19 protein-coding genes and 1 tRNA gene are annotated in these 14,851 nt (G+C 61.8%); 11 read left to right on the forward strand and 9 right to left on the reverse strand.

Annotation, left to right across the window (positions count from 1 at the left end; genetic code table 11):
* The 6 genes from KJ624_04995 to pdxS form a co-directional block, all read right to left on the reverse strand.
* Positions 1-369 (reverse strand): DUF4389 domain-containing protein (locus KJ624_04995; protein ID MBU2009179.1); only part of this gene is annotated, 369 nt, incomplete at its 3' end.
* Positions 370-412: 43 nt separating this feature from the next.
* A complete protein-coding gene (locus KJ624_05000) occupies positions 413-859 on the reverse strand; it encodes a flavodoxin family protein (GenBank protein ID MBU2009180.1) in 447 nt (148 codons plus the stop codon).
* 90 nt (positions 860-949) lie between these two features.
* Positions 950-2,458, reverse strand: coding sequence for an AAA family ATPase (locus KJ624_05005; protein MBU2009181.1), 1,509 nt, complete (start codon positions 2,456-2,458; stop codon positions 950-952).
* A 13-nt stretch (positions 2,459-2,471) separates the two neighbouring features.
* The gene (locus tag KJ624_05010; protein ID MBU2009182.1) at positions 2,472-3,338 is read right to left on the reverse strand and encodes a hypothetical protein; all 867 of its coding nucleotides are present in this window, start codon (positions 3,336-3,338) and stop codon (positions 2,472-2,474) included.
* Positions 3,338-3,922: a pyridoxal 5'-phosphate synthase glutaminase subunit PdxT gene (gene pdxT, locus KJ624_05015; protein MBU2009183.1), complete on the reverse strand. Its 585-nt coding sequence runs from the start codon at positions 3,920-3,922 to the stop codon at positions 3,338-3,340. The genes KJ624_05010 and pdxT overlap by 1 nt, the downstream gene beginning before the upstream one ends.
* Complete coding sequence (pdxS, locus tag KJ624_05020) at positions 3,916-4,797, reverse strand: pyridoxal 5'-phosphate synthase lyase subunit PdxS (protein MBU2009184.1); 882 nt, start codon at positions 4,795-4,797, stop codon at positions 3,916-3,918. Before pdxS ends, pdxT begins: the two co-directional genes overlap by 7 nt.
* Positions 4,798-4,903: 106 nt before the next feature.
* Here pdxS and KJ624_05025 point away from each other — a divergent pair, with 106 nt between their 5' ends.
* From KJ624_05025 to KJ624_05050, 6 genes are all read left to right on the forward strand, one after another.
* Positions 4,904-6,451, forward strand: coding sequence for an APC family permease (locus KJ624_05025; protein MBU2009185.1), 1,548 nt, complete (start codon positions 4,904-4,906; stop codon positions 6,449-6,451).
* Positions 6,451-6,879: a universal stress protein gene (locus tag KJ624_05030; GenBank protein ID MBU2009186.1), complete on the forward strand. Its 429-nt coding sequence runs from the start codon at positions 6,451-6,453 to the stop codon at positions 6,877-6,879. Before KJ624_05025 ends, KJ624_05030 begins: the two co-directional genes overlap by 1 nt.
* A gap of 1 nt (position 6,880) precedes the next feature.
* Complete coding sequence (locus KJ624_05035; protein ID MBU2009187.1) at positions 6,881-7,279, forward strand: TrkA family potassium uptake protein; 399 nt, start codon at positions 6,881-6,883, stop codon at positions 7,277-7,279.
* Between the two features lie 2 nt (positions 7,280-7,281).
* Entirely contained in the window at positions 7,282-7,950 is a 669-nt protein-coding gene (locus tag KJ624_05040; protein ID MBU2009188.1) for a TrkA family potassium uptake protein, read from the forward strand.
* Between the two features lie 2 nt (positions 7,951-7,952).
* Positions 7,953-8,780 (forward strand): prephenate dehydratase, encoded by an 828-nt coding sequence (gene pheA / locus KJ624_05045; GenBank protein MBU2009189.1) that lies wholly within the window; start codon positions 7,953-7,955, stop codon positions 8,778-8,780.
* A gap of 161 nt (positions 8,781-8,941) precedes the next feature.
* Positions 8,942-9,136, forward strand: a complete 195-nt coding sequence (locus KJ624_05050) for a tautomerase family protein (protein MBU2009190.1) — start codon at positions 8,942-8,944, stop codon at positions 9,134-9,136.
* 76 nt (positions 9,137-9,212) lie between these two features.
* Here the strand turns inward: KJ624_05050 and KJ624_05055 are convergent, their stop codons facing one another.
* Positions 9,213-9,857: an HNH endonuclease gene (locus tag KJ624_05055; GenBank protein ID MBU2009191.1), complete on the reverse strand. Its 645-nt coding sequence runs from the start codon at positions 9,855-9,857 to the stop codon at positions 9,213-9,215.
* 354 nt (positions 9,858-10,211) lie between these two features.
* Here KJ624_05055 and KJ624_05060 point away from each other — a divergent pair.
* A tRNA-Met gene (locus tag KJ624_05060) sits at positions 10,212-10,283 on the forward strand.
* Between the two features lie 53 nt (positions 10,284-10,336).
* Here KJ624_05060 and KJ624_05065 read toward each other — a convergent pair.
* Both KJ624_05065 and KJ624_05070 read right to left on the reverse strand, forming a co-directional pair.
* Positions 10,337-11,527, reverse strand: coding sequence for a site-specific integrase (locus KJ624_05065; protein ID MBU2009192.1), 1,191 nt, complete (start codon positions 11,525-11,527; stop codon positions 10,337-10,339).
* A 13-nt stretch (positions 11,528-11,540) separates the two neighbouring features.
* Positions 11,541-12,215: a hypothetical protein gene (locus KJ624_05070; protein MBU2009193.1), complete on the reverse strand. Its 675-nt coding sequence runs from the start codon at positions 12,213-12,215 to the stop codon at positions 11,541-11,543.
* A 295-nt stretch (positions 12,216-12,510) separates the two neighbouring features.
* Here KJ624_05070 and KJ624_05075 point away from each other — a divergent pair, with 295 nt between their 5' ends.
* The 4 genes from KJ624_05075 to KJ624_05090 are packed head-to-tail and all read left to right on the forward strand — an operon-like array spanning position 12,511 to position 14,350.
* Complete coding sequence (locus KJ624_05075; GenBank protein ID MBU2009194.1) at positions 12,511-12,840, forward strand: helix-turn-helix domain-containing protein; 330 nt, start codon at positions 12,511-12,513, stop codon at positions 12,838-12,840.
* A complete protein-coding gene (locus KJ624_05080) occupies positions 12,837-13,544 on the forward strand; it encodes a tyrosine-type recombinase/integrase (GenBank protein MBU2009195.1) in 708 nt (235 codons plus the stop codon). The genes KJ624_05075 and KJ624_05080 overlap by 4 nt, the downstream gene beginning before the upstream one ends.
* A 12-nt stretch (positions 13,545-13,556) precedes the next feature.
* Positions 13,557-14,069 carry a PadR family transcriptional regulator gene (locus tag KJ624_05085; GenBank protein ID MBU2009196.1) on the forward strand — a complete coding sequence of 171 codons (513 nt, stop codon included), beginning with the start codon at positions 13,557-13,559 and terminating at the stop codon, positions 14,067-14,069.
* Positions 14,070-14,074: 5 nt separating this feature from the next.
* Positions 14,075-14,350 (forward strand): hypothetical protein, encoded by a 276-nt coding sequence (locus tag KJ624_05090; GenBank protein MBU2009197.1) that lies wholly within the window; start codon positions 14,075-14,077, stop codon positions 14,348-14,350.
* Positions 14,351-14,851: the final 501 nt, after the last annotated feature.

Raw genomic sequence — 14,851 nt, forward strand, 5'->3', positions numbered from 1 at the left:
AGCTAAATCGAGATGGACCGCCTGCTCTTCATCGGTGGAAGGGTACTCATCTCTCATCAGCGCCAGGTAGGCGGAGACCCTCATGCTGAACCGGCTCAGCGCCAGGTTCCAGTCGAACCACCACCGGGGATACTTCTGCCGGAAGAGAAGCATCAGGATGATGGGAAAGAATACCACTCCGCCGGCGGCATACTGGTAGCGCACGCTATCTCCGCCGTCCTGGCCGGCTGAAGTCCCGATGAGCAGGCCCCAGATGACAAGAATCGGGATGGCAGTGATAAGCCTGAAGAATGTGGTCAGCCTGTTTAGCTCTCTGTCTGGGTAGTCGATGGACAGGCTTACGGGATAGGCGGTTCCGGGTTGCACCATAGTCGTCCCTCCTTAACTACAATGTTAGCACATTGAAGCCAAACTATTTAGCAATTCCTTTAGCCCAACTGGCAGCCCGCTCCAGCTCTCCCTCTTTCAGCGGACCTTCTGTGCCTTTGACGAAGAAGCCTTCTGGAGGCAGGATGAGGGTACCACTCTTTGTTTTCAGACTGCCAGCGATTTTTCCTGCGGCATAGCCAAAGATTCCGACCCATCTCGTCGAGATTCGGGTATCGAACGCCGCTACACTGATACCTCTAACAGCAGGCTCCGAGATTCTGTTGAGGAAGTCCTGAATCGCTAGCGTCGGCCTGCCTCCCTGGGTCGGAGAACCGACGATGAGGAAGTCGATAGATTCCAATGCCGAGATATTTGCCTCACCGGCACGGAGCACTTTAACATCACCGGATGGGGCAAGACTTGCGGCAATAGCCCTGGCGATTTTCTCTGTGTTTCCATGAAGTGAGTCGTAAACTATTAAAGCCTTCACTGGAGACACCTGCGCTCCATACTCCGTTGCCCAGGGTACACCTGAATCAGCGAAGCCTCAAGCATGCGTAGCCCCATTCAAGGCAGTAACTCAGGCTGCTCCCTGGAAGATGTGGACCCGGCGCAGGGGCTCCTGGCCGGAGGAGGAGGAGGCCAGGCCATAGCGCTCGGCCAGCTGGTGCTGGAGCCGCCGGATATAGGAGGACTGGGGGGAGAGCTCTACCTCCCTCTCCCCGCCCAGCACCTTCTGGGCCGCCTCCTCGGCCTCCTTGAGGGCCCTTTCCACCGGGCCCACCTCGGCGGCGCTGATGGCGGAGAGGAACTGGCGCATCTGGTAGGTGGTGTTGGACTTGAGGACATAGATGGGAAGGCCCTTCTCCTCCGCCTCCTTCATGACAGGGGGTTTTCTCCTGTAGTGGGCCTTGGAGGTGACCAGGAGGTCTGCCCTTTCCAGGTCCCCCTCCAGGCTCACCGGGGACCGCCCTTCCCTTATTGCCTGTTCCAGCCGGGAACGGCTTATCCCGTAGGGCAGAAGGCGCAGGGGCTTTTCCTTCCCCCCTGTGGGCAAGGGGCCGGGGGTGGGGTGGGAGACAGGGGCCTGCTCCCGCCTCATCTCCCCCTTCTCATCTATGTAGCGTGCCTCGGGGGAGACCTTTCTCCCCCGGAGGATGGCGTCCACTGCCTCCCCCACAGTGGGGTGGACGGCCACCCGGTCCCGGTCCTGGATTTCCACCACGATGTCAAAGGTGGGGGGGGCCTTGCGTTCCAGGATGGACTTCTGGGTCCCCCGCCTCCGGGCCTCCTCGTCCCCCAGGGTAACCGACTCGATGCCCCCCACCAGGTCGGCGAGGACTGGGTTGAGGATGAGGTTCTCCAGGGTATTGCCGTGGGCGGTGGCCACCAGTTGCACCCCCCTTTCGGCGATGGTGCGGGCAGCCTGTGCCTCCAGCTCGGTGCCTATCTCGTCAATGACTATTACCTCGGGCATGTGGTTTTCCACCGCCTCTATCATCACGGCGTGCTGGAGGGTGGGGGAGGGGACCTGCATGCGGCGGGCGTGGCCTATGGCGGGGTGGGGGATATCCCCGTCCCCAGCTATCTCGTTGGAGGTGTCCACAATCACCACCCGCTTCTTGAAGTCATCTGCCAGGACCCGGGCCACCTCCCGGAGCATGGTGGTCTTGCCCACCCCCGGCCTCCCCAGAAGGAGGAGGCTCTTGCCTGTCTGAATGAGGTCGCCGATTATCCTGATGGTGCCGAAGACCGCCCGCCCTACTCTCAGGGTCAGGCCTACAACCTTGCCCTGGCGGTTGCGGACGGCGGAGATGCGGTGCAATGTCCGCTCAATCCCTGCCCGGTTGTCCCCGCTGAAAGGGCTTATCCGGGAGGTTACGAATCCTATATCCTCCTCGGTCACCTCCCCGGGTGAGAGGACGACCTCCCGGTGGGGGAAGCGGGCCTCGGGGGGGCGGCCCAGGTCCATGACGACCTCCAGGAGGTCGTGGAGTTCGGCGTCCTGGGCCAGGGGCTGCCTGATTCGCTGCGGCAGGGCGGCCAGGAAGGCATCCAGGTCGTCAACAATCTGCTTCATCTCAGGCATGGGCTGCTTCATCTCAGGCACGGGCGGGAATGAAGGCGGGTTGGCGGGCCCTGGCGACCAGCTCTTTCACCAGCAGGGTGTTCTCCCCTACCTTGCGGAAGCCATAGGCCACGAGAAGCCTCTCCAGCTCCTCCTGGAAGGGGAAGGCAAAGCAGAGAAAAGGGCCACAGCCCCTCAGCCTTCTCAGGGCGTAGCCCAGCAACCCCTCCAGGCCCTCAGGGGTGGCCAGGACTTCCACGGAGCCCCTTCCCCCTGTCATCTCCAGACGGAGCCAGCCCTGGGCCCTCCTCTCCTTTTCCCAGACCATTTCTGTTTCCCACCTCTCCTGGCTCTCCCGCCACTCCTGGAGGCTCATGCCCTCCGCCTGCCTAATCTGGGGGGGGACCAGCAGGCTGTAGAGCTGGAAGAGCTGCTGGTCGTCGTGGGTGGAGCGGGGCCGGAGGGGGAGGGGGGGAGGGGAGGGCAGAGGGGTGGGGGCCAGGAATAGGTCCTCCTCACCATAGGGGAGGAAAGAGACCCGGCGGGCCAGGTCCAGGAGGTGGCTATCGGCAGGGAGGCGGAGAAAAAGCCTCTCGGCACCCCTTTCCGCCAGGACGAGCCCCGGCTCCTGGAGCAGGGGCAGGGCCTCCTCCTCGGGCGGAATGGACAGGTAGGCAACTTCCCATGCCCGGGGCCCGGTGCGGGGGCGGACGGAGAGGAGGCCCCGGAACCTTCCCTCATCCAGCCCTACCCAGGTGTGCCACCTCCCCCCCAGGGGTCCGGCGAAGCAGGCCATGGGTGGTCTCCGCTGAAGGTTGTCCCTGGTCCTGGCCTGGTTGGGGAGGTTTCGCCCCAGTAAGAGAAAGGCCTCCTTCAGACTCAGGGAGCAGACGGTAAACATTACTGGGACAGCATACTCAAGAAGTAGGCGTGCAGGCGGAGGTCCCTGGAGAGCTCCGGGTGGAAGGCGCAGGCCAGGAGGTTCTTCTGCCTTATGACTACCGGCCACCCCTCGGGAAGGCGGGCCAGGGCCTCCACCCCCGGCCCCAGCCTTTCGATAATGGGTGCCCGGATAAACACTGCGGGGAAGGGGGCATCTCCCAGGGCAGGGATGGCAAGCTCCGTCTCAAAGCTGTCCACCTGCCGGCCAAAGGCGTTCCTCTTGACCTCAATATCCAGCACCCTCAGGGTCTCCAGGGCCAGGTCGGTGGCCTTCCTGGCCATAAGGATAAGGCCGGCACAGGTGCCCAGGAGGGGCAATCCCTCCCCCACCAGCTTCCTCAGCGGCTCCAGGAGGGCAAAGTCGGCCATAAGCCGGCTGATGGTGGTGCTCTCCCCCCCGGGAATGATGATAGCGTCCAGGCCCTCCAGCTCCCGCGGCAGCCTCACCTCCCGGCCTTCGGCCTTGAGGCGCTCCAAGACCTGGAGGTGCTCCTGGAAGTCCCCCTGGAGGGCCAGTACGCCTATCTTCTTGGCCACTACCACCCTCTGGGGGCCAGGAGGGAGTCCTTGGGGATAGTGCGGATGTCCAGGCCGGGCATAGCCTGGCCCAGCCCCTTGGAAACCTCGGCCACGACCTGGGGGTCCCGATAGTGGGTCACGGCCCGGACGATGGCCCTGGCCCGGGCGAGGGGGTCGCTGGACTTGAAGATGCCCGAGCCCACGAAGACCCCATCGGCCCCGAGATGCATCATCAGGGCGGCATCGGCGGGGGTGGCCAGGCCACCTGCGGCGAAGTTCACCACCGGCAGGCCGCCCAGCTTCTTCACCTCCACCACCATCTCCAGGGGGGCCCCCAGGGCCTTGGCCTCGGCCATAAGCTCGTCCTCGGGCATGTTCACCAGGCGGCGGATGCCGTCCTGGACGGCTCTCATATGTCTTACTGCCTCCACCACATTTCCCGTCCCCGCCTCCCCCTTGGTGCGGACCATGGCGGCCCCCTCGGCTATGCGCCTCAGGGCCTCCCCCAGGTCCCGGCAGCCGCAGACAAAGGGAATCTTGAATTCGTGCTTCCAGACATGATGGGCTTCATCTGCGGGGGTGAGGACCTCCGACTCGTCCACGAAGTCCACCCCCAGGGCCTCCAGGACCTGGGCCTCCACGAAGTGGCCGATGCGGCACTTGGCCATAACGGGGACAGTCACCGCCTTCATGATGGCCTCAATAATGGTGGGGTCGGCCATGCGGGCCACCCCACCGGCGGCCCGGATATCGGCGGGGACCCGCTCCAGGGCCATGACGGCGCAGGCCCCCGCCTCCTCGGCAATTTGGGCCTGCTCCGAGTTCACCACATCCATAATCACCCCGCCCTTCAGCATCTGGGCGAGGCCGCACTTTACCCGCCAGGTCCCTCTTTCCATCCCAGCCTCCTTTTAGACTAACCCTATTCTATAACCTGTCCATTGCTGGTGACAAGTCGCCCTGTTGACAGCCTGGGCCACAAGGACTAAATTCTACTGCCAGTGGGTGAATAAGAACAGAGAGAGCGATAGACTGGGGCATCGCCGGCCGGGGGACAGGGTGGTGAGGCTCCACCGGGGCCGGGCCTCTCACCTGAGGCGGGTCCTGGGCATCCCTTCCCTCTACAGCGTTGGCTACGGCAACGTGGGCTCTTCTATCTACTATGCCCTGGGCCTGGTGGCCCTGTGGGCCCTGGGGGCCACCCCCGTCGCCCTGGGGGTGGCAGGGATATTCTTCATATTCACCGCTCTCACCTATGCCGAGGGCACGGCCATGTTCCCCGAGGCCGGGGGCTCGGCCAGCTTCGCCCGCCATGCCTTCAACGACCTCTTCGGCTTCCTGGCGGGGTGGTCCCTTATCTTCGGCTACATCGTGACCATCGCTATCTCGGCCTTTGCCATCCCCCCATATCTGGGTTACTTCTGGGCCCCCCTCAAAGAGTCCCTCCTCCTGGGCCCGGCCATCGCCATGGGCATTGTCTTCTTTCTTGTCCTCATCAACATCGTGGGGATAAAGGAGTCCTCCTTCCTGAATGTGGCCCTGTCTTTGCTGGACATCCTCACTCAGATAGCCATTGTGGTAGTAGGGTTTGTCCTGCTCTTTGACTGGCCCCTGCTAAAGGGGCGTATCCTGGACTTCTGGCCCTCCCCTTCCAAGCTGGTCTTTGGCATTGCCATCGCCACCATCGCCTTCACTGGAATAGAGTCCGTCTCCCAAATGGCGGAGGAGACCCGTCGCCCCGAGAGGAGGGTGCCCGCGGCCCTCATCCTTATGGTGGTCACGGTGCTGGTCCTATTCGCCGGCATCTCCCTGGTGGGGCTTTCGGTGATGACCCCCGACCAACTGGCGGGGGAGTGGGCCAGGGACCCGGTGGCGGGGATTGCCGATGGGCTGAGGGAGGCCATCCACTCCGAGGAGATAGCTCTGAGCGTGGCCCGGGAGCCGGCCCAGGTAATCATCATCCACTGGCTCCTGGAGGTATTCCGCAACCTCTTGCGCCCCCTGGTGGCCCTGTTGGCGGCCACCATCCTGCTTGTCGCCACCAATGCGGGGCTCCTGGGCATCTCCCGGGTGGCCTTCTCCATGGGACAGCACCGCCAGCTCCCCCCCATCTTCAGCCGTATCCACCACGGCTTCAAGACCCCCTACATCTCCATCCTGGTCTTTGGGCTGGTGGCCATCCTCATCCTGGCCCAGGGGATGAGGCAGGCCGATATTTTTGTGAAGATGGGTGGCCTCTACGCCTTCGGCTCCATGCTCTCCTTCGCCCTGGCCCACGCCTCTGTCATTGCCCTGCGGGTGCGTCACCCCCGTCATCACCGCCCCTTCAGGCTCTGGCCCAACCTGAAGATAAAGGGCTGGGAGCTCCCCTGGACCGCCCTGCTGGGTCTCCTGGGCACCGTGGGTGTATGGATAGTCGTTGTCATAATGCAGCCCTACAGCCGCTGGGTGGGCACCCTCTGGATTCTGGGAGGACTGCTCCTCTATTCCCTCTACCGCTGGGGGGCACGCCTTTCTCTCACCAAGGCCCCACCGACCCTGGAGGAGAGGTAGTGGAGTTTCATAAAATCCTGGTCCCGGTGGGGGGCACCACGGTGGATGAGGACGCCCTGGACCTGGCCATATCCCTCGCCAGGAAAAACAAGGCCAAGGTTCTGGTAATATATGTAGTGGAGGTGGGCCGGGGCCTGCCCCTGGATGTGTCTTTGGCCGGGGAGACGAAAAAGGGGAACGAGGTGCTGAACAAGGCAGAGGAACTGGCCACGGAGGCGGACTATGAGGTGGAGGTGGACCTCCTCCAGTCCCGGGACGTGGGCCCGGCTATTGTGGACGAGGCGGTGGAGAGGGAGATGGACCTGATAGTCATGGGCATACCCTATAAGAGGCGCTTTGGCGAGTTTGACCTGGGGAGGGTTGTGCCCTATGTCCTCAAGAACGCCCCCTGCCGGGTGATGGTGCTCAGGGAGCCCGGGGGGGGATAGGATGAATGTACTCATCATGGGCTGTGGCCGGGTGGGGGCCCGGCTGGCCTCCTCGCTGGATGCCCAGGGGCATAAGGTGACCGTTCTGGATGTGGATGCCTACAGCTTCCGCCGCCTCCTTCCCACCTTTGGTGGCACCGCCCTCCTGGGGGATGGCACCGACGAGGAAGCCCTGAGAAAGGCGGGAATCGAGAAGGCCGATGCCTTTGTGGCCCTCACCCAGGGGGACAACCGGAATATCCTGGCTGCGCAGATAGCCAAACACCTCTTTCAGGTCCCCAGGGTCCTGTGCCGCATCTATGACCCCCTGCGCCGGGACCTCTACGAGGCCCTGGGGCTGGAGGCCATCGGCCCCACTACCATAATAGCCGAGACCTTCAGGAAAAGGCTGGCGGGTTGAATATGTACATCGTGGTGGTAGGTGGCGGCAATATTGGCTATCACCTGGCCCGGAGCCTCCTCTCAGAGGGGCACGAGGTCCTGGTCATTGAGAAGGACGCCCAGAGGTGCGAGCGTATCAGCGAGGAGCTGGGGAGCATCACCCTGCGGGGGGATGGCTGTGAGGTGGCCACCCTGGAGACGGCGGGGGCGGGGCGGGCCGATATGCTTGTCGCCGTTACCGACCATGACGAGGACAACCTGGTCTCCTGCCAGGTGGCCAGGCACCGCTTTGAGGTGAAGCGGACCGTGGCCCGGGTGGCCAATCCCAAGCTGGTGCCCATCTTCCGGAGACTGGGCGTTGACTGTGTGGTGAGTTCCACCATGCTCATCATGGAGCACATTGAACATGAGGTCCCCACCCATCCCCTCATACATCTCCTCACCCTTACTGACGCCCAGATGGAGATCGTGGAGGTGAGGATACCCCCCAAATCGGCGGCGGTGGGCAGGAAAGTGAAGGACCTGCCCCTTCCCTCCGGCACTACCCTTTCCCTCCTCATCCGCCGTCAGCAGAGGCCCCAGATCCCCACCCCGGAGACCGTCCTCCAGGCCGGGGATCAGGTGGTGGCGGTGACCCTGCCGGAGCTGGAGGAGGCCCTGAAGCTGGTGCTGACGGAGACTGCGGGGTGAGGATGGCCAGGAAGGTAGCCTTTCTGGGGCCCCAGGGCACCTTCACCGAGGAGGCGGCCCTCCTCCATAGCCCCCAGGCCGAGCTTGTCCCCTTCCCCAGCATCCCCGCTGTAGCCGCCGCAGTGGATACGGGGATGGCCGATGAAGGGGTGGTGCCCATTGAGAATAGCATTGAGGGCTCGGTCAATGATACCCTGGACATCCTTATCTACGAGTCCCGGGTCCTCATCCACCGGGAACTCATCCTGCCCATAGAGCATTACCTCCTGGCGAAGCCGGGGACCAACTCCCACGAGATAAGGACCATCTTCTCCCATCCCCAGGCCCTGGCCCAGTGCCGCCGCTTTCTGGAGAGGTGCTTCCCCAAGGCCCAGGCCGTGGCCGCCCTCTCCACTGCCGCTGCCGTGGAGGAGATGATGAAGGACTCCGCCCCCTCCGCTGCCATCGGCACCCGCCGGGCCGCCCAGCTCTGGGGTGCCCAAATCCTGGCCCAGGGCATCCAGGACTACAAGCCCAACATCACCCGCTTTGTGGTCCTGGCCCTCCACGACCATCCCCCCACCGGCCGGGACAAGACCTCTCTCTGCTTCTCCTTTGCTGAAGACCGCCCCGGCCAACTCAAGGGGGTCATGGAGGAGTTTGCCTCCCGCCAGATAAACCTGGCCAAGATTGAGTCCCGCCCCCTCAAGGAGAGCTTTGGCCGCTACTTCTTCCTGGTGGACCTGGAGGGGCACCGGGAGGACCCTCCGGTGGCCCAGGCCCTGGCCAACATCAAGGCCAGGACCATCCTCTTCAAGGTCTTCGGCTCCTACCCAAAATACGAGCAGTAGTGCTTGGCAGGCTGCTGTGAAAGGGGTGTCCAGAGGGGCGAAGCCCCTTTGGCAGGGGTCTGGGGGTGTCCCCCAGAAATGATTTCTACCCCCTTCCTGGCCAGGAAGGGGGTAGGGGGATGGTCGAAAGGGTTCTTCATCACGCTGTTAGGAGGTATTCCATGCCCATAGTGAGGGTATCCATGCATTCCGGTCGCACCGCGGCCCAGAAGGCGGAGCTGGCCCGGGCCATCACCGAGGCCATCGTCAAAATCGCCCGCACCACCCCCGAGGCCACCACCGTCATCTTTGAGGACGTCCCCAGGGAGAACTGGGCCACAGGGGGGACCCTCTCCTCCACGCCCCCCAAGGCTTGAGGCCAGGGCATACCAGGAAGCCCAAGAGCTCTGGATTGCCGAGGGCCTAGTCCCCCTGTGGCCAGGCACAGATGAGCTAGAACTTCTTGAACGTTATGGCTGGCTTGAACCCCTTGACGAGAGCTTTGGAGCCCTCCGGTAGTATTCCTGTGTGGGCAACAAGACCCTCAACAATTGGCGTGTCAATCAGGGACCCTGCTGAAATTGTCTTGTTGAACTGGCCTATCTTCTTCATGAAGGCCGCGATTCCCTTTTCAGTGACCGTCTCCATTTCATCAACCGCCAGATATTTGTCCGTGCCGAATAATCCTCCTTCCTTCTTCCCAAGGACATCAAACGCATACTTCTTAGAAGGTAGCTGGAATCCCTGCTTCAGAAGGTAACTCTGCACCTTCCCCACAATGTCCACGGAGGATGCCTGTGCTTTTGTCCGCTTGGTCTTCCCCCTACCGTAGTGTTTCGCTTTGTAGGTCTCGATTGACATTGTGCCCATCGCGAGGTTGCATTGGTGGCAGATTGGCCGCAGATTTTCTAACTTGTCTTTTCCACCTTTCACAGAGGCTTTGTTATGACCTGCATCAAAATTAAATACGGTGATGGCCGTTTTGCATACATAGCAACGTCCCTCGGCTTCCGGGCCGAAATACTTCTTCCACGTGGCTTCCTTGAGAGGCTTTGGGATTGCCTTCCGTTTCCTCTTCGGTTTGTCATCATCAAACAATCCCACTCAGATGTCCCCCCTTCCCCAGAAGTCTGACTGGGGCTGCCTAGCCCTAACTTCCTGAGCGGAGAGCCACAAGGCCACCAAGCAACGTGATGACCGCCACCACGAAGATTGGTGCGAAAAGCCGCTCAGAAGCATGAGCAGCACTCAGGCCAAGTAGCAGCAGGAAACTCACGGCTGATAGGGCAAGGAGGCCTACCGCGAATTGCCTTCTTGACATGGCAGAAACATATCAGGCCTGACGGGGGGTGTCAATGGATAGGCAGAACAACCGCGTTTCCAGGCTCTTGCCCGTCGTCAGCCCTTAGCTTTCGTTGACAGGGCCAGGCGGGGGATGGTATAAAAAGGCGGGGCTGGGTAGCTCAGTGGTAGAGCAGGGGACTCATAAGCCCTTGGTCGTCAGTTCAAATCTGACCCCAGCCACTATCTAAACAGGGTTTCCTTGGCAACATTTTGGCAACATTCTTCTCTGGTGCCTACCTCGGGGCACCCTGCCTGAGGCCCTCGGGGAGGGCCCTGGATGTCCCGCCTGGCAGACCCAGCCCCTCTTCAAAAGCCCTGGCCGCCGCCTCCTGGAGGCCGGGGGTGACATGGGAATAGGTGTCTAGGGTTATAGCTATTGTGGCATGGCCCAGACGCTCCGAGACTATTTTGGGGTGAACGCCCTGGGCCAACATTAGGGAGGCGTGGGTATGCCGGGCATCGTGCATCCGAACGCCTTCAAGGCCCGCCTTCTGCGCTACCTTCTCCCAGGCGTGAGACACGGTATCGGGGAGCATGGGGCGGCCATCGGGCCAGGCGAATACCAGGTCATCATCCCCGAGTGTCGTTCCCAATGCGGCCCTTACCGCTTCGTGGTTCTCCCGGTGCTGGCGCAGTAGGATGGCCAGGGAGGGGGGAAGGGATACCAAACGCCTACCCTTCGCCGTCTTGGGTTCACAGAAGGCTATCTCGCCGCCCTTCAAGGTGTGCATGGCCTGGGCAACGGACAGATGCCCCAGAGTTAAGTCAAGATCGCGCCATCTGAGCCCCAACGCCTCGCTCCTGCGCAAGCCGCTGAATAGCAGCGTGTAGAAGAGCGGGTAATAGTCTGTCCCTCGGGCTGTCTCCAGAAAGCGCAAAGTCTCCGCCTGATTCATGAACCTCATTTCGTGACGGCCGGGACGCGGGGGCGTAGCAGCCAGGGCCACATTCCGGCTCACCAGCTCGAGGCGCACAGCGTCAGCAAGGGCCTTGCCGAGTATCCTATGACATTGGTTCACCGTGGACGAGCTGAGCCTGCCGCCCTGTATCCGCCCTGTCTCTAACGTCTTCTGATAGAACGCCTGGAGGTGCTGGGGGCGAAGCTCAGTCAATGGAAGTTGGCCCAACTCCGGGATAAGGTGACGTTCAACTTTGCTCGTGTACCCCGCCAACGTGGAGGGCCTGAGATTGGTCTGCCCTTTCAGCCATTGGCGCAGGTATTGTCCCAGGGTGACTCTGGCAGGTTTGACATAGCTTCCCGTCTCCAGGGAGTGCAAGAGCTCCCTCAGTTTCCTCTCGGCGTCCTTCTTTGTCCCCCGGACTGTGACAGACCTCTGGCGGCGTCTCCCCGTCTGCGGGTCACGGCCCGCGTCAAATAGCAGACGCCAGGTCCCCTTGCTCCTCTGGACAATACACCCTTTCATCTTTCCCCCTCACCTATCTCCACAAGTGCCGACAATACCGACAAGTGTACAGAATATCGTGTGCTTTCAGGATATGGCTAGTGATGCCTGACATCTTGCCTTCCAGATCCCGAATCTCTGACAGGACTCGCAGTGCCTCCTTCATATTGTCCAAATCAGCGAGCTTCCTGATCATCTCCAGGTGTGGCCTTCTCACTGCTTCTAACTCGCCGCTCTCTTCGGTCGCGAAGGCGCCAAACATCACGCCGGTGCCGGGAGGGGAATCGCGCCGGTAGAGCGGTGAGATTCTGGCCTGCCAGAGTCTTTCCTCATCCTCAGACTTAGGCGGGTTCTTCGCGCGCTCAAAAGCCTGCCACAGGGCCGTCAAGATCCAGTACTCTCCTTTGCCTTTCCCAAGCTGCTTTGCCTCCTGCAGTATCTGCTTCCTCAGTGCCGTGAACTCGCGAACGAGCTGCTGCCACTTCGCATGATATCCCCACAGGGTGCGGGAGCGAATGTGTCGCCGCAGCATGTGATTCTGGTCAGCATCGCCCTCGATTGAGGGCTGGTACGGCTCTTCCCAGTCCTCAGCGCGTGTGAATGGGAAGAAGGGGTCGCCGGAATAAAGCTGGCCGAGCCAGTCCCTTCCTACCTTCTGCACCTCGTCTAGGTGCTCCTCCAGCCACTTCTTCTTGAGCTCCCTCTTCACATCGGATGCTCCGTCCGATGCTCTCCGTCCAGGCATTTTGTCCGACTCCTTTCCAGCATATATGAGAGCGGTAAATACTGCTTATATGCCTATCTTACAACAACGCCAGTCATATCTTTATCCACTTGCCCCTGTGCTGTAGACCACTATATCATAGGTTGTATGTTAAATCAAGTACCCAACCGGGACTGGACATCGGCTGTCTCTCGGCAGCGGGGGTGCCCTGTGGAAGGGTAAAGGGGACAAGGGTGGAGCTGAAATGAGGCCTAGACTTCCTGAACGGGGGACAAACAAGATGGGCACCGAGGAGCGCCTCACTGTTACGGTTCCCGAAGCTGCCCGGCTCTTGGGGATCGGACGCGGACTCGCCTACGAACTTGCCCGTCTTGGCGAACTTCCGTGCCTTAGGTTCGGTCGCCGTCTGGTGATCCCGAGGGCGGCCCTCACCGAGATGCTGGCCAGTGCGGCAAACAAGGGGCCCGCTCCGACCGTTGATGAGCCGGCCTCGGGGGGACATTCTCTCAGACACGGCTTTCCTTCCGACCTGGACGGCGGGCCAACGCCCCGCTCCGGCCGTGAACTCAAGACGCGCAAGTCGACAGCCGGAGACGCAACTACCGCGTGAAGAGCTACCTTGAGCCTGACGAGGTGAAGTCTCTGGAGGATGCCGCCAACAACCTCCGGGACCGGTTGTTGATTAGGCTGTTGTCTCACCTGGGATCCCGCGTGACTGAGGCCCTGCGTATCGCGGTAGAAGACGTTGACCTAGTCAGCGGAACGGTCACTATCCAGCACCTGAAGACACGTATGCGGCTCTCTTGCCCTCAGTGCGAGACCAGGCTTGGCAGGAGCCACAGCTTCTGTCCCAAGTGCGGGTCGAAGGTGGAGAAGATGGTCGCTGAGGAAAGGGAGCATCGCCGGGTCAGAACCCTGCCCGTCGACCGAGAAACGCTGGATATGCTCCAGGACTACATACAGCGGGGCGGCCCCGTCACGAAGGATGGCAGACAACTCCTCTTCGGTATCGGCCGTGGCCAGGCATGGCGGGTGGTCTCGGAGTGCGCCCGCCGGGCGGGATTGGGCGCACTGCTCAATCCGGACTCCGGCAGAAAGAGGGGAGTGAGTCCGCATAGGTTGCGGGATGCCTTCGCCGTGCACGCCATGAAGGTTGATGACTCTGGAGACGGCCTTAGGCTGCTGCAGGAACATCTGGGTCATGTCAGCTTCAACACGACCGCCAGATACAGGAAGGTGGCTGGCGAGGAGCACAGGCAGTGGTATGACAAGCTCTGGGGCAAGCCGGTAGGTGAGGAGCCCTTAGGTGAATAGGAGGCACCAACGGTGGTCCTGCCCCTGAAGCCAGCCAGGGGCGGCTTTCTGCGGGCTTTCCGCTGCGGCTGGTTCATCAGCGAGTTCCTGCTGGGCCACGGCCCCGAGGGCTCACCGATCATAGACCCAGCCGTGGGCGCTCCACAGGCTGAGATCTGCTACCACTACAAGATGGCCCTCATCAGGGCCACTGCAATGGACAGGGCCGCGAGGAGGGAAGAGCGGCTGGCGCGCCACGAGAAGCGCGCCATAAGCCCCGACAACATCGAGGAGCTGGCAAAGATGTACGTGGCACGGTCTCCATACAAGGCCAGCGGAGTCCGCTATCACTCCTTTGTAGTCTACTTCTCCACCCTCCGCAGACTGGGCTGGGTGGAGTTCAGCGGGAAGGAGGAGTCCTCAGCCTTCCAGGACCACTATCCCCAGGGTCCGCCCCGGAGGTACTACCGCCTCACGGCTGCAGGCATGGCCGCCCCGGACTCCGCCTGGAGAGACCCCTTCTCCACCCTCTACGGGGGCGGCTGAGCACCATGTCCCTGGAAGAGCGGTATGCCCACGACCCTCAGCTTCTCGCCTTCTACCGGAAGCATCTGCTTGAGCCGGGTTGGGCCGGAGACCTCAGTCCCGACGAGCTGGCCTACATCAAGGCGGAACTCAGTCAGTCGGCCTCCCTGAGGCGGCGCTGGGGCTTCCGCCCCTCGGCAAAGAGGCTCTCGGAGAGCCGCGTAAGGGCCGTGGCCGGAGACGGCCTCCAGGCCGCCAGCAGCCGAGTTTCAGCTTCAGTAGGCCGAGGGCAAAGACCCTAGACGACATCTCCCCCCACAGCGGGGCTAAGACCTCCGCCGGGTAGATACGAAAACAGGCTCCTCAAGCCCAGACGCTAGCGGTCTAGCTGACGCCCAAGCCCCTCCCACCCCTGCCTGAGGCAGCGCCCCTCCCAAAAGGAAGCCTCTGCCTCTGAGCGTCCGCCCCTCTGCCGAGTCCTGAACATTTCCATATCTGTTTTCATATCTGGCAGATAGCGTTTCCAAAGGCATGATGAAAATATAGGTTCATTCTGTTAGTGAACGATTATTCCTTTTGTTTCACAATGAAGCTGTAGCTTTGACAGCTACACCTTTACAACTGAATAGGGCAAGGGGATAGGGCGAGGGGATATGCCCCTAAACCCTATCAGGGGAGATGGCACTCCCCGCCCATAGGCCAGCAAGCCCTTAAAGCAAGGGCTGAACGAATGACCCCGCCGATGTATGGCCGATAGCTGACCCCCTGGGGCATATAGCAGTTGAACGGGGGCCGTAGCAAGC

Source organism: Chloroflexota bacterium (assembly GCA_018825785.1).
In the GTDB taxonomy this organism is placed as follows: Bacteria; Chloroflexota; Dehalococcoidia; order JACVQG01; family JAHKAY01; genus JAHKAY01.